25 protein-coding genes and 1 riboswitch are annotated in these 25,820 nt (G+C 41.6%); of the genes, 8 read left to right on the top strand and 17 right to left on the bottom strand.

The window, feature by feature from the left end:
- Positions 1-49: 49 nt before the first annotated feature.
- The 6 genes from ACQ4KW_RS16720 to pflA all read left to right on the top strand — a co-directional run bounded on the left by ACQ4KW_RS16720 (position 50) and on the right by pflA (position 7,247).
- The gene (locus ACQ4KW_RS16720) at positions 50-1,045 is read left to right on the top strand and encodes an aspartate-semialdehyde dehydrogenase (protein ID WP_430883580.1); all 996 of its coding nucleotides are present in this window, start codon (positions 50-52) and stop codon (positions 1,043-1,045) included.
- 146 nt (positions 1,046-1,191) lie between these two features.
- Entirely contained in the window at positions 1,192-2,073 is an 882-nt protein-coding gene (gene dapA / locus ACQ4KW_RS16725; protein ID WP_430883581.1) for a 4-hydroxy-tetrahydrodipicolinate synthase, read from the top strand.
- A gap of 10 nt (positions 2,074-2,083) precedes the next feature.
- Positions 2,084-2,830, top strand: coding sequence for a 4-hydroxy-tetrahydrodipicolinate reductase (gene dapB / locus ACQ4KW_RS16730; RefSeq protein ID WP_430883582.1), 747 nt, complete (start codon positions 2,084-2,086; stop codon positions 2,828-2,830).
- A gap of 11 nt (positions 2,831-2,841) precedes the next feature.
- Complete coding sequence (gene dapD / locus ACQ4KW_RS16735; RefSeq protein ID WP_430883583.1) at positions 2,842-3,558, top strand: 2,3,4,5-tetrahydropyridine-2,6-dicarboxylate N-acetyltransferase; 717 nt, start codon at positions 2,842-2,844, stop codon at positions 3,556-3,558.
- A gap of 729 nt (positions 3,559-4,287) precedes the next feature.
- Positions 4,288-6,513: a formate C-acetyltransferase gene (pflB, locus tag ACQ4KW_RS16740; protein ID WP_430883584.1), complete on the top strand. Its 2,226-nt coding sequence runs from the start codon at positions 4,288-4,290 to the stop codon at positions 6,511-6,513.
- 26 nt (positions 6,514-6,539) lie between these two features.
- On the top strand, positions 6,540-7,247 hold the full coding sequence (gene pflA / locus ACQ4KW_RS16745) for a pyruvate formate-lyase-activating protein (protein ID WP_430883585.1): 708 nt from the start codon (positions 6,540-6,542) through the stop codon (positions 7,245-7,247).
- A 57-nt stretch (positions 7,248-7,304) separates the two neighbouring features.
- Here pflA and ACQ4KW_RS16750 read toward each other — a convergent pair whose 3' ends face one another.
- The 14 genes from ACQ4KW_RS16750 to ACQ4KW_RS16815 form a co-directional block, all read right to left on the bottom strand.
- Entirely contained in the window at positions 7,305-8,813 is a 1,509-nt protein-coding gene (locus tag ACQ4KW_RS16750; protein ID WP_430883586.1) for a diguanylate cyclase, read from the bottom strand.
- 178 nt (positions 8,814-8,991) lie between these two features.
- The gene (gene hpt / locus ACQ4KW_RS16755; RefSeq protein ID WP_430886593.1) at positions 8,992-9,522 is read right to left on the bottom strand and encodes a hypoxanthine phosphoribosyltransferase; all 531 of its coding nucleotides are present in this window, start codon (positions 9,520-9,522) and stop codon (positions 8,992-8,994) included.
- Between the two features lie 443 nt (positions 9,523-9,965).
- Positions 9,966-10,646, bottom strand: a complete 681-nt coding sequence (locus tag ACQ4KW_RS16760) for an MBL fold metallo-hydrolase (protein WP_430883587.1) — start codon at positions 10,644-10,646, stop codon at positions 9,966-9,968.
- Positions 10,647-10,874: 228 nt separating this feature from the next.
- On the bottom strand, positions 10,875-11,639 hold the full coding sequence (gene cobK, locus ACQ4KW_RS16765) for a precorrin-6A reductase (protein WP_430883588.1): 765 nt from the start codon (positions 11,637-11,639) through the stop codon (positions 10,875-10,877).
- Positions 11,636-12,367, bottom strand: coding sequence for a precorrin-3B C(17)-methyltransferase (gene cobJ / locus ACQ4KW_RS16770; RefSeq protein WP_430883589.1), 732 nt, complete (start codon positions 12,365-12,367; stop codon positions 11,636-11,638). Before cobJ ends, cobK begins: the two co-directional genes overlap by 4 nt.
- Positions 12,351-13,433 carry a cobalt-precorrin 5A hydrolase gene (gene cbiG, locus ACQ4KW_RS16775; RefSeq protein WP_430883590.1) on the bottom strand — a complete coding sequence of 361 codons (1,083 nt, stop codon included), beginning with the start codon at positions 13,431-13,433 and terminating at the stop codon, positions 12,351-12,353. Before cbiG ends, cobJ begins: the two co-directional genes overlap by 17 nt.
- Positions 13,430-14,188, bottom strand: a complete 759-nt coding sequence (cobM, locus tag ACQ4KW_RS16780; protein WP_430883591.1) for a precorrin-4 C(11)-methyltransferase — start codon at positions 14,186-14,188, stop codon at positions 13,430-13,432. Before cobM ends, cbiG begins: the two co-directional genes overlap by 4 nt.
- Entirely contained in the window at positions 14,189-14,890 is a 702-nt protein-coding gene (cobI, locus tag ACQ4KW_RS16785) for a precorrin-2 C(20)-methyltransferase (protein ID WP_430883592.1), read from the bottom strand. It abuts the gene before it with no gap.
- Between the two features lie 15 nt (positions 14,891-14,905).
- The gene (cbiT, locus tag ACQ4KW_RS16790) at positions 14,906-15,484 is read right to left on the bottom strand and encodes a precorrin-6Y C5,15-methyltransferase (decarboxylating) subunit CbiT (RefSeq protein WP_430883593.1); all 579 of its coding nucleotides are present in this window, start codon (positions 15,482-15,484) and stop codon (positions 14,906-14,908) included.
- Positions 15,485-16,279, bottom strand: coding sequence for a sirohydrochlorin cobaltochelatase (locus ACQ4KW_RS16795; RefSeq protein WP_430883594.1), 795 nt, complete (start codon positions 16,277-16,279; stop codon positions 15,485-15,487). It abuts the gene before it with no gap.
- A gap of 4 nt (positions 16,280-16,283) precedes the next feature.
- On the bottom strand, positions 16,284-16,898 hold the full coding sequence (gene cbiE / locus ACQ4KW_RS16800; RefSeq protein WP_430883595.1) for a precorrin-6y C5,15-methyltransferase (decarboxylating) subunit CbiE: 615 nt from the start codon (positions 16,896-16,898) through the stop codon (positions 16,284-16,286).
- Entirely contained in the window at positions 16,895-18,001 is a 1,107-nt protein-coding gene (cbiD, locus tag ACQ4KW_RS16805) for a cobalt-precorrin-5B (C(1))-methyltransferase CbiD (RefSeq protein WP_430883596.1), read from the bottom strand. Before cbiD ends, cbiE begins: the two co-directional genes overlap by 4 nt.
- Positions 18,002-18,022: 21 nt before the next feature.
- Positions 18,023-18,661 (bottom strand): precorrin-8X methylmutase, encoded by a 639-nt coding sequence (locus ACQ4KW_RS16810; RefSeq protein WP_430883597.1) that lies wholly within the window; start codon positions 18,659-18,661, stop codon positions 18,023-18,025.
- A 161-nt stretch (positions 18,662-18,822) separates the two neighbouring features.
- Positions 18,823-19,001: riboswitch (cobalamin riboswitch) on the bottom strand.
- A 115-nt stretch (positions 19,002-19,116) separates the two neighbouring features.
- The gene (locus ACQ4KW_RS16815; protein ID WP_430883598.1) at positions 19,117-20,355 is read right to left on the bottom strand and encodes a polysaccharide deacetylase family protein; all 1,239 of its coding nucleotides are present in this window, start codon (positions 20,353-20,355) and stop codon (positions 19,117-19,119) included.
- Between the two features lie 162 nt (positions 20,356-20,517).
- On the opposite strand from ACQ4KW_RS16815, the gene ACQ4KW_RS16820 reads away from it, so the two are divergent.
- Positions 20,518-21,048 (top strand): DUF4364 family protein, encoded by a 531-nt coding sequence (locus ACQ4KW_RS16820; protein WP_430883599.1) that lies wholly within the window; start codon positions 20,518-20,520, stop codon positions 21,046-21,048.
- 206 nt (positions 21,049-21,254) lie between these two features.
- Here the strand turns inward: ACQ4KW_RS16820 and ACQ4KW_RS16825 are convergent, their stop codons facing one another.
- The 3 genes from ACQ4KW_RS16825 to ACQ4KW_RS16835 are packed head-to-tail and all read right to left on the bottom strand — an operon-like array spanning position 21,255 to position 24,722.
- Positions 21,255-22,619 (bottom strand): hypothetical protein, encoded by a 1,365-nt coding sequence (locus ACQ4KW_RS16825; protein ID WP_430883600.1) that lies wholly within the window; start codon positions 22,617-22,619, stop codon positions 21,255-21,257.
- A complete protein-coding gene (locus ACQ4KW_RS16830) occupies positions 22,603-23,763 on the bottom strand; it encodes a DUF58 domain-containing protein (protein ID WP_430883601.1) in 1,161 nt (386 codons plus the stop codon). The genes ACQ4KW_RS16825 and ACQ4KW_RS16830 overlap by 17 nt, the downstream gene beginning before the upstream one ends.
- An 8-nt stretch (positions 23,764-23,771) precedes the next feature.
- A complete protein-coding gene (locus tag ACQ4KW_RS16835) occupies positions 23,772-24,722 on the bottom strand; it encodes an AAA family ATPase (protein ID WP_430883602.1) in 951 nt (316 codons plus the stop codon).
- A gap of 276 nt (positions 24,723-24,998) precedes the next feature.
- Between ACQ4KW_RS16835 and ACQ4KW_RS16840 the strand changes: the two genes are divergently transcribed.
- Complete coding sequence (locus tag ACQ4KW_RS16840; protein ID WP_430883603.1) at positions 24,999-25,412, top strand: VOC family protein; 414 nt, start codon at positions 24,999-25,001, stop codon at positions 25,410-25,412.
- The last annotated feature ends 408 nt before the right edge of the window (positions 25,413-25,820 follow it).

Genomic DNA, 25,820 nt, shown 5'->3' on the forward strand with positions numbered 1-25,820 from the left:
GCAACAGACAAGTCGAGTGACAGTAAACTTATCGCTTTGGAGGTTCAATATGAAAAAAGTAAATGTTGCCATTGTTGGCGCAACTGGTAAGGTTGGTCGTACTTTTCTAAAAGTACTTGAAGAACGCGACTTTCCTTATGAAAATCTCTATTGCTTTTCTTCTGCAAAGTCAGCTGGCGAAATAGTAACATGCAAGGGCCAGGAATACACAGTGGAAGAACTGACAGAAAACTCGTTCGACCGTGACATCGATATCGCTTTATTCTCTGCTGGTGGTGGTGTAAGTGAAAAATTCGCACCTATCGCTGCAGAAAAAGGTGTTGTCGTGGTGGACAACAGCAGTACTTTCCGTATGGATGAAAACGTACCTCTTGTGGTGCCGGAAGTCAATCCTGAGGAAATCTTTAACCACAAAGGCATTATTGCCAACCCAAATTGCTCGACCATCCAAGCCATGGTCGCTCTAAAACCGCTTCAAGATGCTTATGGTCTTAAGCGCGTTGTCTTCTCGACATACCAGGCTGTTTCTGGTTCTGGTGTTAAAGGTGTGAGAGACCTTGAAGAAGGCATTAAGGGCAACCAGCTGATGGAAGCATATCCACATCCAATATCAAAGAACTGCCTGCCTCATATTGATGTTTTCATGGATAATGGTTATACAAAAGAAGAAATGAAAATGATCAATGAGACTAAAAAGATCTTAAAAGATGACTCAATCAGAGTTACAGCAACATGTGTACGTGTTCCAATCTTTGATAGCCACAGTGAATCCATCAACGTGGAGTTTGAAAAGTCCTTTGAACTAGAGGATGTCTTTAAACTATTCAATGAAATGGAAGGCATCGTGGTACAAGATGATCCGGCGAACAATCTTTATCCCCTAGCTGATACAGCAGCAGGGCTTGATGAAGTCTTTGTAGGCCGTATTCGAAGAGATGAGTCCCTTGATAACGGACTAAACTTCTGGTGCGTAGCAGACAACATCCGTAAGGGTGCTGCCACAAATGCTGTTCAAATTGCTGAAGTCCTTGTAGAAAAGATGTAGGGCATAGGACTTTGTGCTAAACTAATACTAAGTCTTATTTAAGATTTGAATTCAGTTACTTTTGATAATTGTTAACTTACAGGGCTGTGCTTTTGAGTGAGAGGTACAGCCCGTGAGTTCGTATGTATAGGAGAAAGGGTGAAGGTATGTCTTTATTTAAAGGATCTGGTGTGGCAATTGTTACACCATTTACAGACGACAACCAAGTGAACTATGACAAGTTGGGCGAGCTACTCGATTGGCATGTGGCCGAAGGGACAGATGCCATTATTATTGTGGGAACAACTGGAGAAGCTCCAACACTTGACGATGAAGAACATAAAACTGTGATCAAATTTGCAGTGGACAAAATAAATGGTCGAATTCCTGTTATTGCTGGCACAGGCTCCAATTCAACAGGTCACGCTATCATGATGAGCCAGTACGCTCAGTCTGTTGGCGTAGATGGACTTCTACTTGTAACACCATATTACAATAAGTCCACACAACACGGTCTGGTCAAGCACTTCGAAGCCATAGCAGACAGTGTGAACATTCCATGTATTCTATATAATGTGCCTGGCCGTACAGGTGTTAATATCAATGCAGAAACCATTGGGATTCTAGCCAAGCATCCAAATATTGCAGGTGTCAAAGAAGCCAGTGGAAACATTTCTCTTGTGACTGAAATTGCCCGTATTATGCCAGAAGGTTTCGGACTTTGGTCGGGTAATGACGATATGATCGTTCCCCTGCTTTCTGTGGGCGGACATGGCGTTATTTCTGTTGTTGCCAACATCATGCCTAAAGAGACCCATGACATGGTCATGAAATACCTGGAAGGTGATGTAAAAGCATCTGCCAAACTACAACTCGAAATGAAGCCTTTGATCGATGCCCTATTCTGCGAAACAAACCCAGTTCCAGTCAAAGAAGCCCTAAACCTAATGGGCCATAAAGTGGGCGATCTACGCCTTCCACTTGTTGGCATGCTTGATGAAAACAAAGCACGTCTTGAACAAGAGCTCAAAGCCATGAACCTGATGTAAGGAGGACGATATGATTAATATTATCCTGACAGGATCTGGCGGAGCCATGGGAAAAAACCTTGTGGAACTTATTTCTGAAGCACCTGATATGCAGGTCAGTGCAGGTATAGATAGAAGCATCCACGAGAATTATTCATTTCCTCAGTTCACAGAATTTAGTGAAGAGGTAAAAGGAGATGTCATCATAGACTTTTCCCACTACACCTTTGTACCAAGCATACTGGACTTTTGTGAGTCTTCTGGGATTCCTGCCGTTATTTGCACAACAGGTCTCACAGATGAAATCATCCAGCGCATTGAACTTGTTTCTAAGAAAACGGCCCTCTTTAGATCGGGCAATATGTCCCTGGGCATCAATCTGCTGATCGACCTTGTCAAGAAGGCAGCGATTGTCCTTGAAGACAGTTTCGATATGGAAATTATTGAAAAGCACCATAATAAAAAAGTAGATGCCCCAAGCGGCACTGCTAAAATGATCGCAAATGCCATGAAAGACGTTCTTAGCGCTGATACAGATTTCGTTTATGGTCGTTCTGGAAATGACGCCAAACGGGACAACAAAGAAATTGGTATCCATGCCGTTCGCGGTGGAACCATCGTTGGTCAACACGACGTTATTTTCGCAGGCATTGATGAAGTGATTGAAATTAAGCATACAGCAGCATCAAAAAGAGTTTTTGCTCAGGGTGCCATTTCTGCCGCTAGATTTATGGCAGGCCGCGGACCCGGGCTATATGACATGAATGATATACTATAGGAGGCAAATGAATGTCACAGCAGTACGATTTGACAAACCCATATGAAATAGCAAAATTTATTAAGGATGCCACAAAAAGCACACCTGTTAAGGCCTATGTCAAAGGAAACCTTGAAGGTCTTTCATCAGAGTCCGTTCGTTTATTCGGCGAAGGCAGTTTCTATGTTCTTTTTGGGGAGTCGGCAGATGTTTTAGCATTCCTGGAAACACATAAAGATCAAGTTCAAGATTTTGAGCTTGAAAACGATAGAAGAAACTCAGCAATTCCACTTCTTGATCTCAAATACCAAAATGCGAGAATTGAGCCAGGTGCAATGATTCGTGACCGTGTGGCTATTGGTGACAACGCTGTTATTATGATGGGCGCAGTCATTAATATTGGTTCTGAAATTGGCGAAGGCACTATGATCGATATGAACGCAGTCCTTGGGGCAAGAGCAACAATTGGTAAAAACGCCCACGTTGGCGCTGGCGCTGTTATTGCAGGCGTTCTAGAGCCACCATCAGCAACTCCAGTTATTGTTGAAGACGGGGCACTTATCGGTGCTAACGCTGTTGTTCTAGAAGGTGTTCGAGTTGGTGCAGGCGCTGTTGTAGCGGCTGGATCGATTGTCACTGAGGATGTTCCTGCCGGTGCGGTGGTGGCTGGTGCACCTGCCAAGGTCATTAAAATGGTCGATGACAAAACATCTGGTAAAACAGAATTCCTTGATGACCTTCGTGGTTAATAGGTATTTGATGCATTAGATATTTGCTTCATTCAGCTTTAAAAAAATAAATCAAACCCCACTCTTCTTCATTTTCTGGAAGAGTGGGGTTTTTATGTGTTCTAATTAGCACTTCAATCTTTAAACGGTCTTAATTAAGAGGCAAAAAGGGGGTTGGAAAGTGTCCAAATTTCGGACACTTTCCAACCCCCTTCTCATACTCAGCCTTCACACGAGAAATTCCTGACGCTTTTTTTTAACAGCGAAATATCAATTGTATAAATATTGTATGATCTCAGATAATTTGATAAGTTCCCAGCCCCCTTTACCCTATCAGCCTCTTGTCTCATTCTATGATTCTTTTCCATTAAAAATTAACCCCACTTAAACACCTTGTGAAAAGTCATAATGGTTCCACCTCAAAGAGCGCTTTCAACTTTCATAAATATGGACCAGATTATCCTAACTTGAAAAGTATTCATGAATTCCAAGTATTTTTGTCGGGTTTCTATTATTTTTCTTTAATAATGGTTGACATTTCGTTTTTCGATGTGTACTGTATATTGTATACATGGTATATGTTCATAACTATTTCAATAAATTCATATATTTATGAACAATATTAACAAGTGCATGCTAAATATTCGTAACATGCTCAAAAGGAATTGCAAGGCATATCACCATGTGTTATTGTTTTTTAAAATCAACTATGATCTATTATGAAACCCTTTAAGGCAGGAGGTCCATTCAATGCAAGCATGGAGATCTTTTAAGAAAGGAACATGGTCGAAAGACATCAATGTTCGTGACTTTATTCAACTAAACTACACACCTTATGAAGGTGATGACAGCTTTTTAGCAGGTCCAACCCAAAGAACAACTGAGCTTTGGAACAAGGTTGCAGAGCTGATGAAAGAAGAAAATAAAAAAGGCATCCTAGATGCCGATACAAAAATAATTTCTACAGTGGCTTCACACGGTGCTGGCTATATCGACCAATCCTCAGAAATTATTGTAGGTCTTCAAACAGACAAACCTCTAAAACGTGCCCTTATGCCTTTCGGTGGTATACGCGTTGCGAATGGCGCTCTTGAGTCATACGGATACGAAATGGATCCGTCGACAAAGGAAATTTTTGATCTAAAATACAGAAAAACGCACAACGATGGTGTTTTCGATGCCTATACAGAAGACATGCGTCTTGCCCGTAAAACAGGTATCATCACTGGTCTTCCAGATGCATACGGTCGTGGTCGCATTATCGGTGACTATCGTCGTGTGGCTCTTTATGGTGTAGACCGACTTATAGAAGATAAAATTGAACAAAAGAAACTTCTAACCCTAGATGTTATGGAAAGCAAGCTGATCCGTCAGCGTGAAGAGATCACTGAGCAGATTTATGCCCTCAAGGAACTCAAAGAAATGGCGCAGGCCTATGGTATTGATATTTCAAACCCAGCAATAAATACGAAAGAAGCCATCCAGTGGACGTATTTTGGATACCTAGGCGCTATCAAGGAGCAAAATGGTGCTGCCATGTCACTTGGTCGTGTGTCAACATTCCTGGATATCTACATTGAGCGTGATCTTGCTGAAGGCAACTTAACAGAGTCTCAAGCACAGGAAATGATCGATGACTTTGTTATCAAACTGCGTATGGTTCGTTTCCTAAGAACGCCATCATACAACGAACTCTTCTCTGGCGATCCAACATGGGTGACTGAGTCAATCGGCGGTATGGGGCTTGACGGACGAACACTCGTTACAAAGTCGAGTTTCCGTATGCTTCACACCCTAACAAACCTTGGACCTGCACCAGAGCCAAACCTAACGGTTCTTTGGTCTCCACGCCTACCTAAGGGCTTCAAGGACTTTGCGAGTAAGGTTTCCATTGAAACAAGCTCAATTCAATACGAAAATGACGATCTAATGCTGGCTGATTATGGAGATGACTACGGTATCGCTTGTTGTGTATCTGCAATGCGCATTGGTAAGCAAATGCAATTCTTTGGCGCACGTGCCAACCTTGCAAAGGCTCTACTATACGCTATTAATGGTGGTCGAGACGAAAAAACCGGTGACCAAATCGCACCGCTTTTCGCACCTGTTACATCTGATGTTCTTGATTATGATGACGTTATGGCTCGCTTTGACCAGATTATGGACTGGTTGGCACAGCTCTACATTAACACACTAAACATCATTCACTACATGCATGACAAGTATGCTTACGAGCGTCTGCAAATGGCCCTTCATGACATGGATGTTCTAAGAACGTCTGCTTGCGGTATTGCAGGTCTATCTGTTGTTGCCGACTCCCTTTCCGCTATCAAGCATGCTAAGGTTAAGCCTGTGCGTAACGATGAAGGTCTTGTTGTAGACTATGAAATCGAAGGCGACTTCCCTTGCTTCGGTAATGATGATGACAAGGTCGATACACTGGCTAACGAAATCGTTGAAAAATTCATGAACAAGCTAAGAAAGCATAAGACATACAGAAGTTCTGTACCAACACTGTCTATCTTGACAATCACATCCAATGTTGTTTATGGTAAGAAAACGGGCAACACACCTGATGGCAGAAAAGCTGGCGAACCATTTGCACCTGGTGCAAACCCAATGCATGGTAGAGATCAAAACGGTGCCCTTGCTTCTATGGCTTCTGTGGCTAAACTGCCATACGAACACTCAGAAGATGGTATTTCATACACATTCTCCATCATTCCTGGTGCGCTTGGCAAGGACAGCGAGACACGCGTTAACAACCTAACGGGTCTTCTTGATGGTTATTTTGAGAGCACAGGCCACCATATAAATGTCAATGTGTTTGATCGTGAAACACTTGAAGACGCTATGGAACATCCTGAGCTATACCCACAACTTACAATCCGTGTTTCAGGCTATGCTGTAAACTTCATCAAACTGACAAGAGAACAACAGCTTGATGTTATTAATAGAACTTTCCATACACGCTAACACCCGCTGGTGGAAGGAGTGATTTTATGAAAGGTTACATTCATTCATATGAAACTTGTGGTGCAGTAGATGGCCCTGGCATACGCTTCATCGTTTTTACGCAGGGCTGCCCACTCAGATGCAAATATTGTCACAATCCTGACACCTGGGCACCAGACAAAGGACAAGAGACATCATCTGAAGACCTTATCGAAAAAATTCAAAGATACAAGGTTTTTATGAAAAACACAGGTGGCGGATTGACCGTTTCTGGCGGTGAGCCCCTCATGCAGGCTGAGTTTGTTGCTGATCTATTTGAAAAGGCAAGAGCACAGAATTTGCATACGGCACTTGACACCTCAGGCGCAGCGTCAGCAGAGAAAACAGAGTCTGTTTTAAAGCATACTGATCTCATGCTTCTCGATGTCAAGTCGACCAATCCTGATATGTATAAGACTCTAACCGGTGGAAAAATTGACTTCCTTTATCAGTCCCTTGAACTGGCGCAAAAGCATGGTGTAGAAGTTTGGCTCAGACTCGTTGTCGTGCCTGGCTTCACAGACAAATTAAAAGAAATAGAGAAAATCAACCAACTCCAAGAGAAGTACAGCGTTATTTCCAAGGTTGAACTTCTCCCCTTTCATAAAATGGGAGAATTTAAATGGGCCGAACTGGGTCTTAACTATGAACTTGAAAAAACAAGTGAACCTGATTCATCAACAATGGCAATGCTACAAGACGCCTTAAAAAGTTAATACATGTGTGATTTACAAAACCCCGATCAAGACTTGATCGGGGTTTTAATCAATTTATTAGGTTTTAATATCATCTTCATCCATTTGCCAATCTGTTAAACGCCTTTTCTTATTCCTCTTCTTATCTTTATACATAGACTGGTCAGCTTCTTCAATAAAGGCTTGTATGGTTGATGTTCCATCATAACTTGCAAACCCTTTGCTTATAGTGATTGGATACTTAATGTTTTTCTCAACTTGCTTCTCTTTTAGGGCCTCCTCTGCGCTTTTAATCTTAGCCCTTGATTGTTCAATGGTTTGACCAGGAAAAATAACTAAAAATTCATCACCACCCAGACGACAAATAATATCCCAGTCCTCAAGGTGCTTTTCTACCGTTGAAGACACCGTTTTTATAAGAACGTCTCCACAACTGTGTCCTTTTGTGTCATTAATAAGCTTGAGGTTGTTGATGTCAATATAGCATATGCTCAGAACCTTAAAGGCCTTTCCAAATTTACCAATGAGATCTTCGAGTTTTTCAAAACCAACGCGTCTGTTGTAAACCCGGGTTAACACATCCACAGTTGCATACTCCACAATTTGCTTGTTCATGGTCTCAATGCGGTCAAGCATTAAATTAATATCTCTTGTAAGCATCGTGATCTCATCGTTCTTATCTGTTTCAAGCCTCAATGACAAGTCCCTCTCATGGGCAATTTTATCGACATTCAGACTAAGATTTTTCACCCGGTCGAGCATACTTTTAACATAGACATACAATATTGTAGAGATTACGATAAAAGCAATCACAGAAGCCACCATGACCTCTCGCATGGTCTTCTTGCCCAGAGCTATAATATCTAAAGGGCGTCTAAACTGGAGTGCAATACTATGGGGATCATTCACATAGGGATACCTAAAAAGAACTGTTTTGAAAGTGTCATGTTCATATATCTGAAGACTTTGTTCCTCACTCAAAAACTTTTCAGAAACAGAAACCAGTTCAATATCAAGTTCTAAGCGATCTTGAATTTCTTTAACATGATCCCTATCTAAGTAGAAAGCGAAAACAAGAAGGCCTTTTTTAGGTGCTGTCTCATCTGTTGTTGTAATTTGCTTTGTAGAAAATATAAGGGGTCTCCCCTTATGCAACATAACATTTGTTTCATTCTTATGCCCAACAATTGTTGAAATCACAATTTCCGGCACTTGCTCAACAACATCCCCATCATCATATTTAAATCCACTGATAAACTTTTCATCGGGACCATAAATAAGAACATAATCAAGGCCTATATCCTTCATAAAACCACTGCTAATATTGGAATTAATATACTTGTCCGTAGGGGCATGTATATAGGCATAGGTGTCATCCCAATTCGCCCAGTCCGTAAGAATTGGATCAGATTTTGCGACCACATCATCAATCGCTCCCTGAAGACGATTGATATTCGCTTTGAAACTTTCTTCTTCAAGAATGTCATAGCCATGCATGGCAATGCTATTAAAAATAGTGCCCATAGCCACGATCCAAATTATAATATAAATGCCAATAAAAATTGCCAATTTCAACCTTATTTTCATATCCGACCCCTTTTTTCATGTACAAGTCAATTATACTAATTAACTGTACCTATTTCTACTAGGACTTATACCCTTAGAGTCTTTCTTGAAGCGGTTTATAGGCTCTCACAATTAAATTTGATTTGGGAAATAAAAAAAAGACCCGCTTGTTATAAACAGCGGATCCTTTCAAGACACTTTACTTGTCGACAAATGCGAAAACATGGTCGATATTTCTCATGTAATCGCCGTAGTTTAAGCCATAGCCCACAATAAACATATCAGGGATTGTAAAGCCAACGTAGTCTGGTTCATACTCCACCTGGCGTCTTGACGGCTTGTCTAGAAGAACACAGCACTTGATGCTTGCAGGGTTTCTTTTAGACAGGTGTTCTATGACACCCGTCATAGTTATTGCAGAATCTGTAATGTCATCGACAATAAGAACATCGAAATCAGATAAATCATCAATTTTCAGGTCTTGGGTAACTTTCACACGACCAGTTGACTCTTCTCCATGTCCATACGACGATGTTGTCATGAACTCAATACGTGTTGGAAGGTCAATTTTCCTAACCAAGTCAGCAGTAAAAATAAACGACCCTTTTAGGAGTGAAATAACAAGAAGATTTTTCTCCTTGTATTCCTCTGTTAATTGCGCCCCCAGCTCAGCAACACGCTTGTCTATTTCTTCTTTTGAAACAAGAACCTCACGCTTTTTGTTCTCAATACTCATTATATTCCCTCCGGATACTCTTCTACATTGTTACTTTACATTCTACCGAAGGATGAGGATATGTGTCAACAAAATGCAGGCTTTCAATTGCTTTTACATAATTGTTTGAATATTTCGTTAGACAACTTGCATCCAAAGCTATTCTATCCCATACGGTGGCGGGACTGCGACAGGTGTGTTCGCCTATTACGTCTTCCTCTTGTTCCCATTATCCTAGAATCTATTTTCATATCTCAACATATATAGAGATGGCATGCAAAATAAATGCAGTCTCTATGCAATATCTAGGTATTGGCCAAAAACTTTGACCTCACCCTATCTAGGTATTGTATAGAAACTGCTTCTAATTTTACTCTTCAAAAGCTTATGTAAATTGCTATAGATTGCCTACAACAATAATATTTCACGAAAATCTCCCACTCAATATCATCTCACCATTATGGCTTTTCCAGTAAATCTCTTACAGCATCAGAACTGCACATTTCTCCATGAGATGGATAAAAGGTCGTTACACCTATATGGAGTAAGTGCAATAAACTACTCAATCTCAGTTCTGGATTCTGAGCAATTCTATGCATTTTAGCCACAACAGAATTTCCTTTTTTTCTTCCCACAATCATATCGCCAATCATGGCTTCCCCCGTATCCAAAACCACTGAAATAGAACTTGCTGTGTGGCCTGGGGTATGGATGAGTTTCCCCTTAATTCCATATGGCGATAAATCAAACTCGTCATCAAAGACTTGATTGGGCTTAAACTCTATTTTACTCTCTGGCAACATAAAGCCTAGCACATTGAAAACAAACTTAGACCATAATGTGTTGGGTATAACTGGTGAGTTTATACCTTTTTCCAATTCAGCCGCCGCATCCACATGTGCTACCACATCTGCCCCAGTTAGCCTATGGAGCCTTTTCAGATTGCTAACATGGTCACTGTGATTATGTGTGATCACGATAAGCTTAATCTTCTTAGGATCAACATGATGAGATTCTAAGTAGGTTAGGACTTTGTCATAATGATTGTCATACCCTGTGTCAACCATTATGAGATTTTCTCCTTTTAAAAGAAAGGCATTCACCATTCCAAGATCAATCACATTGACAACTTGATTCATTTTCAGCATCCCTCCTCTCAATTTATACTTTTCCATTTATGGAAAATTACTTTAAGGCGTTTGCATTACCATAATACCATTTTTTCGCCGGAAAAATACATTCAATTTCAAAAAAATAGAAAAAATCCGATTATTAAGCAATCGGATTTTTATGATTTCTCTATTCGATTGATTTGGTAGTGACATTTACACTTGCAACAAAATACCATTAAAGCATTTCAGTATACCCTAGTCTTCCAGTAAACTTTCTACTGCTTTTATGCTGTCCTCAACATGATTAAAAATATTCTCGTAAACAATGTTCGGCCGTTCAATAACAAGGGTTGTCATATCGGCTTTTGAAGCGGCAATTATCTTTTCCTCAAATCCACCAATTTTTGATGAGGCTTTTGTCACCAGATATTTTACAGAGTACATTTCAAACATGGCCTCATTTATTGCCTGAGAAAACGGGCCCTGCATAGCAATAATCTGATTTGGTCTTAAACCCAAGTCTGTACAAATATGAATAACTTCAGGTGTTGGGAGCACACGTGTCACCAGCCGAGTCAAATCAAGCATACGGGTGAAGGGTTCAAGTCGACGGCTTCCAATGGTTAAAAATATCCGCCCCTCTTTATTCATAAGCCATTTTGCCGCATCCTCATAAGACGGTAAATAAATTATGTTTTCCTTTGACTCGGTCTTTAAATCAGGTCTCTCGTAGCGTAGATAAGGAATACGGGCCGCCTTGCAGGCTTCAATGGCATTTTGCGAGGCTTCAACAGCATAGGGATGGGTGGCATCTAAAAGTAGATTCACACCCTTTTCCCTAATGAACGAGACCATATCTTCCATGGACAAATGTCCCACAGCGGTCTCAATGTTGTCGTGCCTTGGTAGCATTTGACCGCCATACCCAGACACGGCTGTCATTGTGAGCTTGTAACCAGCCTCAGCAAGTGCTTGGCCTATCATTCGACCATCACTGGTGCCAGACAGCATTAGAATCATACAGCATACCCTCTTGGCGTCACCATTTTTCCGTCTTTAATATAAGATTTCTGGTTGCCAATAATCACCATGCTGAACATATCAATTTCATGGTTAAGCATATCTTCAAGTGTTGTTACAACCACACTTTGATCCGATCTTTTGGCATTTCGCACAATACCAACTGGTGTTGTTTTTGCTTTGGACTTCATCATAATTTCTCTTGCCTCAACAATCTGAGTTTGGCGTCCCTTAGATCTTGGATTGTAGAGCGAAATTACGAAATCACCTTCTGAAGCGTGGTGTAGTCTTTTCTTTATAAGGTCCCAGTCGGTTAAAAGGTCACTTAAACTGATAACAGCGTAGTCATGCATTAAAGGGGCGCCCAGACAAGACGCTGCAGCATTGGCCGCAGTGATTCCAGGTACAATTTCAACATCAACCGTCTGGTCTGACATTTCAAGCATAATGCCCGCCATACCATAAACCCCTGCATCTCCACTGCTAACAAGAGAAACTGTTTTGCCCTCTTTCGCCAGTTCAAGAACGTGGGCACAACGGTCAACCTCTTTACGCATGCCAGAAGAAGAAACATCTTGATCTTCTATCAAGTCTTCAATTAAGTTTATATATGTCTTGTAACCAACAATGACATCACTGCGTTTAATGGCTTCAACTGCCGCAGGTGATCTATATTCCGGTAACCCCGGACCAATTCCAATTACAAATATCTTACCCTTTGATTGCATAGTCTTCCTCCCAGATGGCTATTGTCACACCTTGTTCAGCGTGTCGTTTGAGTTTCATATATCCCGCTTGTCCAGCGAGCATGGCACAAGGCTCTGCAACAGCTCTTACACCTATTGTTTTTTCAACAAAGTCAGACCCCTTAAATTGGGCTTGAACTTTTTTTATATCATCTAAATCTATAATGTCGAGTGGAATTTGAAGTGCCTTGACCAAGTCAAGTATACCTTCTTCGTCAGATTTTAAGCCAATGGTTGCCATTGATCTTACAGCCCTGTAGTCAATACCCGCTTTGGAACAGGCGTTCTCGAACACCGCCCTTATAATAGATGCTTTTGTCCCCCTTCTACAACCAATCCCAGCAACAAAATGTCTGGGAATGAGCTGGACGGAGTTTGCAGGCACTTCAATTAAGTCCGACGTAATTATAATTCGCCCACATGCCTTGTCATTAAAAACCCGTTCTTTTAACCCCTCTATGGTAAGAGTGTCATCATAAGCTTTCACACTGACCTTGTCTGGCAGGCTTGAAACAAGAGTCTCAGGCAAGAGCACAGATGTGTAAATATCTATACAGCCTCCATTGATGCCTATGGCCGTCACATTTTTTGCGTCTTCCATACAAGCAATATGGGCTCCGAGTTTCTTTGCAAGCATATCGACGGCCAGATTGCCTGTCACATCTGAAGCGGTTGTAATAACAGGGCTTGCGCCTACTGCTTGTCCCACTTTCATCGCGAGTGCGTTTCCACCGCCAAGGTGACCGGACAAGAGGGAAATTGCGTGTTGTCCCCCTTCATCCATTACGACAACTGCAGGGTCAGATACCTTTGACTCTATATAGGGTGCAAGACTTCGTACCACAATCCCTGTGGCCATAATAAAGACAAGACCATCATACTGTTTAAACAGCTTGCCTGCAAAGGTCTTAAAAGGCTTTTCGATCTCTCTTGCACCAAAAGCCCCTGCATAATCCGACTTGCAGTAGAGTGTTCCACCAATCACGTCACAAAGCTGGTTCCCCAGTTCACTTGCGCCTCTTGTCAGTGTCACAACTGCTATTTTCATGACTTTGCTACCCTGTATTCATGGGTAAAACCTGGATCATATAGCTTTGAAAGTTCATAGTCAGAATCCAGGAAATCACCAACGAGTATTTGAGCTGTTTTCGTAATACCGGCCTCTTTAACCTTATCTGCAATCGTTGACAGGGTACCTGTTACGATCTTTTGATCTGGCCAAGTCGCTCTTTGTACAACAGCAATAGGTGTTTGTTCTCCATAGTGGTGAGAAAGCCTCTTAACCACATTGTCTATCATTTGTACTGACAAGAAGATGGCCATTGACGCCTGGTGAGACGCCAGTTTTTCGAGAGCCTCAGCTTCCGGCACAGGTGTACGTCCTTCAAGACGGGTGCAAATAACCGTTTGTGATACGCCTGGCAAAGTGAATTCCTTCTTTAAGGCTGCAGCCGATGCAACAAATGAACTTACACCTGGTGTTATGTCCACATCAATGCCCTTGGAAGCCAGTCTATCTATCTGTTCTTTAATGGCACCATAAATACTTGGGTCGCCTGTATGAAGTCGTACGACTTTTTTACCTGCTTCCAGGCCAGAAAGCATAACTTCAATCACTTCATCAAGGGTCATTGATGCTGAGTTATGAATTTCTGCTTCTTCCTTACGCCATTTCATAACCTCTGGATTGACAAGGGAACCCGCATAAATGAGCACGTCTGCTTCTTCAACAAGGCGGCGCCCCTTAAGCGTCATCAAATCTGGATCACCAGGGCCTGCTCCAATAATATATACTTTATTCATTTAGAATCCCTTCCTTTTCACGATCATCGTTGACAGATACGGCACGTTTCCATCTTTCAGAGTCTGGATGTCTGTAGTCACTTGCTGGATGTCTGTTGAACACTTGCTAATCATAACAAACTTGTCTTGCAGATTTTTTTCTTCAAGGATTTCAGCCAGTCTCTCACTGTCATGTGAAGGCTTCATTATAATCACATTGTCATAGTGATCAAGGGCTTTTTCTGCCGTTTCGCACCCATGCTTTAGAGGAACAATGCCAAATGTTTCTTCCCACAAAGCAAGGGGCAGGTTTTGGTTGGCTGCCACTGCACAAAAAGACGTGATGCCAGGTATTGTCTCAACAGCCACACCTTCTGTCAGTAGAGGAAGAAGGTACATATAGGTGCTGTAAACAGTTGGATCTCCTAGTGTTAGAAAGGCCACGTTTGCCCCCTGCTGTACACGCTCTGATATAATTTCAGCATTCTTTTTCCATGCCTCCATCATGACATCATGGTCATGCACCATTGGAAACTCAAGGGTTAGAATCTCTGTTTCTTTTGGAATATATGCTTCAGCAATTTCAAAGGCAAAACTGCCCTTTCCATTTCTTGCTTCTGGACACACTAAAACATCTGCTGCTTCAATTGCTTTAATCGCTTTGACTGTGATTAGATCTGGATCTCCAGGTCCCACGCCAATGCCTACAAACTTACCTGCCATTTTACTTCCTCCTAATTATCTTCGTGTCGCTGATATTATATATATCGGATTCATTGCTTCCATCATTGTTACAGAGCCAACCGCCCGTCCCCTTGAAACCTGCATTTGAATGACATCAAGGTCATCAAAGGCATGGGCTTTAATCGCATCAACAGCACGGCTTAAATTCTCAATGGTAATAATGTTTATTACAAGTCGTCCATTTCTATTTAAATGATTTTCACAGTAGGCCACAATGTTTTCCATCTGCCCCCCTGATCCGCCCACCACAATGCCATCAAACATTTCATCTGGCAAATCAGCGGGGGCAAGCCCCTTGACGGGTTTAATATTGTCACACTTAAAACGGCGGATGTTTTCTAAGAAAACTTCGTACGCATCATCTTTTCTTTCAATCCCCCATACCTGGCCCTTTGTGGCCTGTAAAGCCATTTCAATGGTTATGGACCCAGAGCCAGCCCCAATATCAAGGGCTTTGGCATCAGGTCCCAGCCTTAGTTTTGAAAGTGTGACAGCACGCACCTCAGACTTTGTCATCGGGGCATTGCCTCTATAAAATGTCTCATCTGATAGTCCCGGTCCCTTGTAAAGCATTTAGCTTTTCACTCCCAACAGTTTGTCCACTTTTGAAGCAAATAGTCTTTGGAATGACTCCAAGGCACCTAGCCCCGTCACCACTGGCTTCACATCAAAACCAGATGCCGTCAGCCTGTTTACCCATGAATCGTCATCTTCACCAGCCATATCATTTTTGGCATGATCTCCAGCCACAAGCATAAATGGCATGATGCCCATTTTCTCAATGCCCTTGTCTTTGAGCTGAGGCACAGTATGGTCTAAGTTTGGAAAGGACTCTAGCGATGCGATTGTTACCGGCTTTTTATTCATCTCAAAATGAAGCTGCAAACAACTGTAGGTCGAATTAGCTGGGTGATGAGTTCCGTGGCCCATAAGCAGCCAGTGACTCATGTTATGGACTTGCGAAAGTTTTTCCAGCTCTACATCTAGGGCTCCTAAAACAAGGCTATAGTCTTCTTCACAGAAAATAAGGGGTTCACCAAGTTTTATTTTCACATCATATTTATGTCTGGCGCGTACAACTGAAAGCTTGACCTTGTCATACTCGTAACCCGGCATAATATGTAGGGGCTGAAGATAAATTTCTTTTATGCCATCTGCCACCATCTTGTCTATGCCTTCAATTTCATTGTCTATATAAATTCCGTCTCTATCCTTGAGTTTTTTTACAATCCTTCTTGAGGTGAAAGCGCGTCTGACTTCGTATTCAGGATATTTGTCTTTGACGAGTTCTTCTACGGGATCAATGCAAGATTCTCTTGCATCCTGATAGCTTGTTCCAAAGCTAACCACCAATATACCTTTTTTCATTGTTTCACTTCCTTTCCAATATAACCACCACTAAATCAGAAAAGGTCTTGTCTTTGATTTCACTCGGTAGACCCTTGGTGATTGTTTCGTTCTCGTATGATAAATTCTCTCCAACATAAATACTCACATTGTTCATGCCTTCCTTCAAAAGTTTTTTTGCAATTTCTGAAGGTGTATTTTTTTGATCTGTTAAAAGCCCGACAGTCTCGTAGTCATTGACCATACTGGAAAAATTAAGATCTCGTCCATGGACACTGCCAATAAAACTGTTTTGATACACCCGACCAATTCGACCATACATATATTGGAGCGAGCTGATGCCCGGAATGACATCCATTTCTTCCTCTTCGAAATTTTTTTTCATATAGGATAAAAGACTGTAAAAGCCTGTGTCCCCCGAAACCGCTACAACAATATTTTGACCTTGTCTCCCACGTATCATTTCTGGAAGCTTTGACAGTTGCCCCTCCACATGGATGAGTTCTTTATCCGTTTTTTGAAAGGGCTCAATATGTCTTTTCCCACCAATAATCACATCTGCTTCATCTAGTGCTCTTTTTGCGATGGGAAGAACATAGTCCGAGTGTCCGGGGCCCATGCCTACAATTTTAAACATCATATTTTAAATCCCTCTTCCAGCTTCTTTGCATTTCGACAAGAGCCTAAATAGCCATGAGCCTTGGTAAAGATTATTGTGCCCACGTTGACCTCGTCATAGACCCTTCCAATACATCTGTCTGTAATGGCATTGGCAATTTGATCAAAGACTTGCATGTAGCCTGCATCTTTTATATGATCCACGGCCTCATCTGTTGTATTGGATCCCATCACAGCCTTTATCAGCCCCACAGGTGCTTCAAGCAGAGCCAAATGAGCCGCTAAGGTTTCCATGCGACCATCTGCAAACTTGCTGTGGGTCTGGAAAATGCCAGAGGCCACCTTGACCATTTTGCCCAGGTGTCCAATCCATAACACACTCCGTACGTTCTGCCTACCCGCTTCATCCATCATAAAGCCAATAAAGTTGCTGGTTTTTACAATTCGTTTGTCATCAAGAGAATTTTCTTTTGCATAGTCCCTGCCATAGTTGCCTGGGGCGAAGATTATATCCCTTTGACCACTGGCAAGTAACATTTTCAGTTCAACCCGCATGGTCTCCTTTAGGGCATCTTCTGACATGGGCTCTACAATGCCACTTGTTCCAATGATAGAAAGACCACCCACAATGCCCAGTTTGGGGTTAAATGTTTTCTTTGCTTTTTCCACACCTTCTGGTGCAGATATGACAACCTCCACAGTTTTTCCTTCTGGTAAGACGTCATGAACGGCTGCAAAAATCATCTGCCTTGGGACTGGGTTGATCGCTGGCTGACCTACAGGAACCGACAGGCCAGGTTTCGTCACCCGACCTATGCCTTCTCCACCTTTTAACGCATAGTCCTTGGCAAAACAGACCTGGGCAAAAACCTTCATACCATGGGTCACATCAGGATCATCCCCAGCATCTTTGACCACCGCACACTTGGCATATGTGTCAGTCAGCTCAATATCAACAATAGGAATGCTGAGTATCCACCCTTTTGGGGTATCTATTTCTATAACTTCAAGTTTCCTTTGATTGTGCAGCATCCAGGTCGCCGCCTTCGCCGCCGCAGTTGCGCAAGACCCTGTGGTAAAACCATACCTTAGTTTTTTACCGTCTTTTTCTATGAAGCGATCCATCTTGATCTCTCCTCACTAAGTCTACAACTGATATAGCATTGCATTGATAATAGTCGCCGCCACTGGACTGCCGCCCTTACGTCCTCTAACCACAATATAGGGAATATCCAGCGTTCGAAGAAGTTCTTTGGATTCTTCTGCACCAACAAATCCCACTGGAACACCTACTATCAAGGCCGGCTTTATATTGCCTTTTTGAATTTCCTCAATTAAGGTAAACAGAGCCGTTGGAGCGTTTCCAATAGCAAAAATTTTCGTGTTCTCATCATGGCAGGCTTTCTCAATGGCAACCATAGACCGAGTGATGCTTCTTTCTTTGGCTTCTACAACCACATCTTCATCATGAACACGGTGATAGACCTTGCCACCATATTCTGAAAGTTTTCTTTTATTAATCCCTGCCATAACCATATTGGTGTCTGCATATATGTCTGATCCCTCTTTAAGAGCTTGCATACCCGCTTCTACGGCATCCGGGTGAAAATCAAGAAGGTCAGCATATTCAAAATCTGCTGTGGTATGAATCACACGCTTAACAATGGGTGCTGTTTTTTCGTCAAAATCATGGGGGCCCATTTCTTCTGTAATAATTTCGAAACTTCCTTTTTCAATATCCATTGGTTTTCTTACATAGTTTTCAAGCATTTTTTTATGATCCATCATATCCTCCATCTTGCATCTAAGACCTGTCTTGTATATATCACGTGTACTTGAACAACAAAAAAATCCGGCTTTGAAAGCCGGATTCGTGCAATATCTTATTTCAGTTGGAAATTTTCCGATACTGGAACGCATCCCAACTCTCACCCTGAAGTTGTGAATTACTATGGCGTTTGCAGGCAGGTTTCCTGGCTCTCGTATTCTCCGTTTAACGCCTTCCCATCTGGTAAAAGACAGTGGCCATGTCAAACAGCAACGATTACAGTAGCAGGGGCTGCATCGGACTCTCACCGAACTTCCCTATTAACCCTTGACGGGCACCTGAAACGTTTATATCGTTTTCCCAATCATTATATTACATTTGTCGTGCATGAACAAGGTGAAGTGCATGTATTATTAAGAATAATATACTGTTTTTATGCATTTTACTGCCCTGTTCCTTCGGTTTGCTCTATTTACTCTGATTTTTCCACTGTGTACTCAATCACTTCTTTTCCTGAGAATTTTTCCACATTGACACTGCCTGCCTCTTTTTGCGGCACTGTGATCACATCTGGATTGCCATCACTGATAAATCTTTTGTGAGGGTTCTTTCTGTAATCGTCCAACCAGTGAATCATCTGGAAGTCGCCGTCGCCTGATTGAACACGCATGATTGCAAGTGGATTAAATGCCTTGTCATAAACAGACACTTCTGGCTTCCATCCCACCAGTAGAATAGCCTTATGCTCATAAGGCACCCCTTCAAAAGACCCAGCTGTCACAAGATCATAACGGTCTTGATCCTTTGGTCTCTTTCCAAATGGTAGGGCCAGTGTATCCACCGTGTAACCCTCAAGTCGGGCTTCAATCTCCTGAATATTTTTACCGAGGGTTCTTTGAATACTTGCCCCGTCCTGTTCTGTTAAGTCTTCATGTCCATATGAATGGTTGCCCACTTCAAAACCATTGTCAACAAGCCAGTTGACCTTGTAATCCACATGTTCTTTTTGGCCAAACGGTGTGCCGCCATTTAAGAAGAAACTCCCCTTGAGGGCCCAGTCTGGATGTTCTTTGTTAAAATCAAGTATGATCCCCAGTGCACAATTGGGATCAATTTTGAGCTCGCCCTCTTCTTCAATCAAGTTAAAGTTTGAGTTGTTTCCGTCATCAAAAGTTAGAACAATGGGTGTCAGACCAGCAGGTGTATTAATATTGCCCTCCACATAGTCCGAAAGATTGACAGGTCTAAAACCCATTTCATAATAGGTTTCTAGGTCTTGTCTAAATGACTCCGGCGTTCTCACATAGGCTGAGTTTTTCTTGCCTAGACCATGATACATAACAATCATGACTTCTCCCATCTCATTGGGCTGAATGGACTGAATTTCTTCTGGTGTGAGTCTTTTAAAAGCCTGACTTTCTTCTGTGCCTTGCGACTTATCCTCTGATGTGTTTTCTGGATCAGTCTGTGTATTGCTCTCAGTTTCTGTATTGCTTTCATTTTCAGTTTGATTCTCGTTTTCAGTGTTCTGATTTTCGGTCTCTACAGCTTCTTCTTGACCTTCTTCAGATTCTGATGCTCCACTGTCAACAACTTCATTTGTTGGCGCCGCCTGCGCCTGATCATTTGTATTTTCATCCGCACCGCTACAGCCTGCCATTATAAGACTTAGCGCCAGTACAGTTGTTAGTATAATTCTCTTTGTTTGCATAGCTCCTCCAATTCTGTCCATATATTGCATGTTCATTTTACACCGCCAAAAAGTAATTTGGAAGGGTATTGCATATTTGTTACCGTATTTTCACTTATCATATGGTATACTGATTATGTTTCGATTTTACCCAACTGTTAGGGACGCTAGGAGTGACACGTATTGTTTACGAATAACACAGATCGCGAAGTCCGCGATAAACTGACACTTATATATATAATGGCACGTTTTAATGTGCCCCTTTCCTACCAGCAACTCACTGAGTTTGTCATGAGCCTTGAGCTCATGAACTATTTCACCATGCTTCAGTATTTGACAGAAATGAAAGACACTGGACTTATTGAAGAGAATGTGGTTGAAGATGAGGAACTTGTTATGGTTACTAAAGATGGCCATAGAACACTCAGTATGTTTTCTGAGCGCATTAGTGCTTCAACTGCTGAAATGATAGAAGCGGCTATCGAAAAGGCCAAGTCTACCATGGCAAAAGAACGTCAAATAAGGGCCAATTTCAAACGAATCAGTGACAGTGAGTTCAATGTTCACCTTGAAATGCTCGAAGGCGACAACCACCTCATGAACCTAAAGTTTTTGGTCTTCACTCAAGAAAGGGCTAAGAGCCTTTGCGAATCCTGGAAAAGCAATGCGCCAAACCTCTATGGAGACCTAATACATCAAATTATGAAAGACTAAAAAGAATCAGTTCATAAGAAAAGCGTTTAGAATTTCCTTATTCAACCAACACACTAACAAATAAGGAAACCCTAAACGCTTTTTACTATTTCTAGCACTTGCAAAATTACATATCTATGCCCGCATCAAACCCTATACAGACTTTTGATCCTTAAATATCTATATAGGGTTTGATGGGGGTTCTTGAACGATATTTTGCAAGTCGCTCATTTATGAGATTTTTTTGAGTTCGGTCTTTCATGGGACTTTATGGTCTCCTCAATTTGATTGAGAACATCCTTGTCAAATCTATCTTCTTCCACCATACCATATCTAAATTTATTATAGATTGCGGTGAGCTGTTTTAGAGGTTTTTCCACCCTCCGCCTTGTAAGGTCTTTTTTTAGAACTTCATTGGGTGTCATATCTTGACTTATGGAAGTGCCCCTTGCCAAGGCTTGTTGCAAATAAGTTTTATAGAGGCGTCGTATGCGGGGAAGCTCATCGGTATCTTTTGAGAATATAGACCGTGCTTTTTCAACCACAGACATAAGACCTTTCATGACTTTTTCTTTTACATACGTCGCAGTGAGCAGACTTTCCCTGTACTCCCCTTCTTCTAAATTGTCCTGATCGGCTTTTCTCTTCTCAATTTTCTTGGTCAAATAATATGCAAAGCCTAAAAGGACAGCTATCACAATGATTATAAAGGCCCATTCTATATATTGATCCCAGGGTGACGAACCATTTTGGGTTGATTGGCTGCCAATGTCCTCCTGCATTTCTTCCACCCTGTCACTCCATGACTGAAATTCACCGCTGGCATCTTCTCTTTTCATCCTCAATGCCCGTTCTCTTATTTTACCTGAAAACCAAGCGCCCAATTGTGCCACGGGAAGCAGGACAAAACGAACGACCTCTTCAAGCCATCCTAAACTTATGCTTGAAAAGAAAACCGTCAACCCTAAAATAGAGAGGGTAAGTAGGATTATCGATGTTATATTAAAAGCCAAAACCCTTCGACTTTTTTGCATGATATTGGCGGCGGTTTCCTGGTAAGCAGCCTTCAAATTCATACTGATAAGATTCATAATCACCGACAGTATAAAAACCACATAAAAAGGTCTTAAGGCTTCTAAATACCATCTTAACTGTCCAATCCCAACAGATATAGAAATAAAAAGCATGATCAAAAAAGTTTGGAAGAAACGCTTAAAAAACAAGTGGGTGTTGTCGCTTTCAGTGATAAACTTAATGCCATTCATCCACACAATGATAAAATATCCCCCAACAACCATTTGACTGCTAAAGCCCATAGACGCCCCCAACCGTATTCCAATCAGTAGGGAAAATATGATTCCAACCAGTCCAATATATCTATATTTCTCCCTCTTTTCGTCGCTAAGCTTAGACAGATAATAGCTCACAAGAACACTGGTCAAAAGTATAGCAGTGGTGAATCCAAAAATGCCTTCAATGGCAAAGGTGTTGTCAAAGGCCCTAATGACCATGATAAATAGTAAGAAAACCTTCAGGCTGTCATAGACGAATCTTAAAAGGAAATTTGTTGTTTTATCAAGCCATTTGAACATAAATTTCCCCCTCTTCCTCACTGTCTATAAGCGGTTTATGGATACGAATACGACTGTTTAGCATTTCTAAAGTGTCACATTGTGCAAGGAGGACAACGTTCAGATTGTAACCAGCGTCAGCCATATGGTTTAAACGCATGATTAGGTCATGGGTCAGGGTCTCAGTAATAAAAAACACAGTGTGGTGGGACTCGTAAATTCGCTCATAAAGCATAAGCATTTCTAAAGCGGACAGTTTGTTGTACTCTGACAACTTAGCCAGTATCTCCAAAAGAACCACCCTGTGTTTATGCGTGTTATCAGGGAGAATGGCCTGGCCTGTCTTTGCAGACTGAACAGCCGCTGTAAAGGTCATGCCTACCGGGACTTTTTCCTGGCTTGCCGCCTCAATCATACTTGCTGCCACACTGATTAAGTCTTCAAAGCACGTTGGACATTTATACTTCCAGTCTATTTTGAAGTGAGCTGTGTTCAAGAGAATCATAAGGGCGGGATCGGCTTTATAATCAAACTGCCCCACCATCATTTGTCCCTTTCGCGCTGTCGCCTTCCAGTCAATTGAATGAAAGGGGTCATTTTGTGTATATTCTCTGAGTCCTATTTTTTCAATGGGATCAGGCATGATCCACCTCTTAACAGACACGCTTCCATCGGGCTTGTTTGGTATGAAGCCAAGATTTGAAAGAGGTTTGACCTTAGGATAAACAATCAACTCATTTGGAACGTAAAAGGTGCTCTGGGCTGTTTCAAGTCCAAACCAGTCTCCAGCGCGCATATCCACATCACAAAATGTATAGTGACCTCTTTTTTCACAAGTGAGTTCATATATTTTTGTCAGCTTTTGATAAGAAAAGAGGGATGTGATTGATATATGGTCATAACGAGAAAATCCCTTGGCCTTTTCAAGTTTCTGGTTCTTTATGGTTAAATGTGCCGGATAGGCCGCTGCCATACGCAACCATGGCAGAGGCAAAATTTTGTGGTTGAGCAGTTCCACCTTCATGGTCACAGACTGCCCTGCATAGAGACGTTTCTTGTCAAATGTCCTATTGTAGTCTAAATGAAGAAGGGCATTTTCCTTAAAATACTTCAAAAGCCCATAGATCACTGCCAAGGCCAAGACAACTGATAGTATCGTCCGCATAGGATCACCTACAGTTTTTCTGTTGGCACAGGGGCCTCTTTTAAAATATGCCTAATAACATCCTCAGATTTGCGTCCAGTAACAACTGCATTAGAATTGAGTATCATTCTATGTGCCAAGACAGGCACGGCCATTTTCTTCACGTCATCAGGCAGTACATAGTCACGTCCTGAAATAGCTGCCGCCGCCTGTGCTGCCCTGAATAAGGCCATTGACCCTCTCGGGCTGATGCCCAGTTCTATTTCAGAGTGTTCACGTGTTGCCTGGACGATAAGGATTAAATATTCCATAATTTCTTCTGAAACTCTGACACTTTCAAACACACCTTTTGCCTCTTCAAGGTCCTGACTTGTAATAACAGCTTGAAGATCATCCAGGGGACTTTTGACTTTGAAGCGTTTAAGAATTTCTAATTCTTCAAGCAGACTGGGATACCCCATGCTAAGCTGCATGAAAAATCGGTCTAGTTGGGCTTCAGGCAGGGGAAATGTTCCCTTTGTCTCCACGGGATTCTGGGTGGCTATAACAAAAAATGGTGCACTCAATTTGTGGGTTTGCCCATCGACTGTGATTTGTTTTTCCGCCATGGCTTCAAGTAAGCTCGACTGTGTTCTTGGTGTTGCCCTATTGATTTCATCCGCAAGGACAATCTGGTTCATCAGCGGTCCCTTTCTAAATTGAAAAGCCCCTTCCTTCTGATTATAAAAATTGATACCTGTTAAGTCAGATGGCATTAAGTCAGGAGTAAACTGAATTCTAGAAAAACCCGCACTCATAGACCTTGAAAGGGCCTTTGCCAAAACGGTTTTACCCATGCCAGGCACATCTTGCAAAAGCACATGCCCATCGCACAACATGCTTATAATCATCTGATCTATAATTTCATCTTTTCCTATTATGACTTTTTGAATGTTTTCCTTTAAAGTTTGTCGCAGTGCTCTTACTTTTTGCATCGACATATGTACGCCTCCTGATCTCTGTTGCTCGTTTTTAATACATTCCCCTGCATTTATTATACAGAGAATTTTCAGAATATTGCATAGGGGACGATGTGATATTTCTTAACAATTGTTCATATTTTAAACTTAAATGGATCAGATATAAAAGCGGAAATATCATGACAAAGCGTCGCAGAACCATATGTACCTGCAATTTTGTTTATGTAGTTTGACCTTCGGGTATTTTATCCATGCAAAGATCCCTAGTCAATACAATGTATTAAGTGAGGAGGTCCAATGAACCTAATTGCATACATGTCTTTCAATGGAAACTGCGAGGAGGCTATGAACTTCTACAAGTCTCTACTCGGTGGTGAGATCACCATGCTTATGCGCTTTGGTGAAGGTCCAGGCGATATGCCTGTAAGCGATGCATACAAAGATAAAATTATGCACGCACAACTGGAATTTGAAGGCAATATCTTATACCTTTCTGACACTTGGGAAGGACAGAAAGTAAACACTGACGGCAATATCAGCCTCAATATCAACTTTGATTCTGAAAAGGGGCTTGAAGATGTTTACAATACCTTGAAAGAATCAGGACAGGTTACCATGGCACTCGAGGACCAATTTTGGGGCGCCAAATACGGGTCTGTTATTGATCAGTTCGGGATCAGTTGGAGCCTGAACTATAGCAAATCCGAATAGATACTTTAAAAATCCTTCTGAAGATCCTAAATCCGGATCTTTAGAAGTTTTTTTTTTGAGGAAAAATCAAACACATGTTTAGAATAAGACGTTCTTTTATAATATTCTACCACTAATTATGATATAACTGTAACAATTACTATATAATCATAAATCACCCTTTACTTTACCTTCCTCCCCACGTATAATTACCACAGAACTGAAATATATTCGAAATATTGTAAAGATTGACTACAGTTTCACAATTCATCATTCTCAAGAGACTTGCAAAATTCTCATAAAAATTGATAATCACTGCAATAGCAGTTTTTATATTTAGTGTCTGTAAAAAGATGCTTATATTAATCTATTTTAGGAGGGTTCTATATTGGAAAATGTAAACGTGAACGAAGCACCAAAAAAGAACAG

This window comes from Tianxiuia mixotrophica (assembly GCF_050596425.1).
Lineage (GTDB): Bacteria > Bacillota > Clostridia > Peptostreptococcales > Acidaminobacteraceae.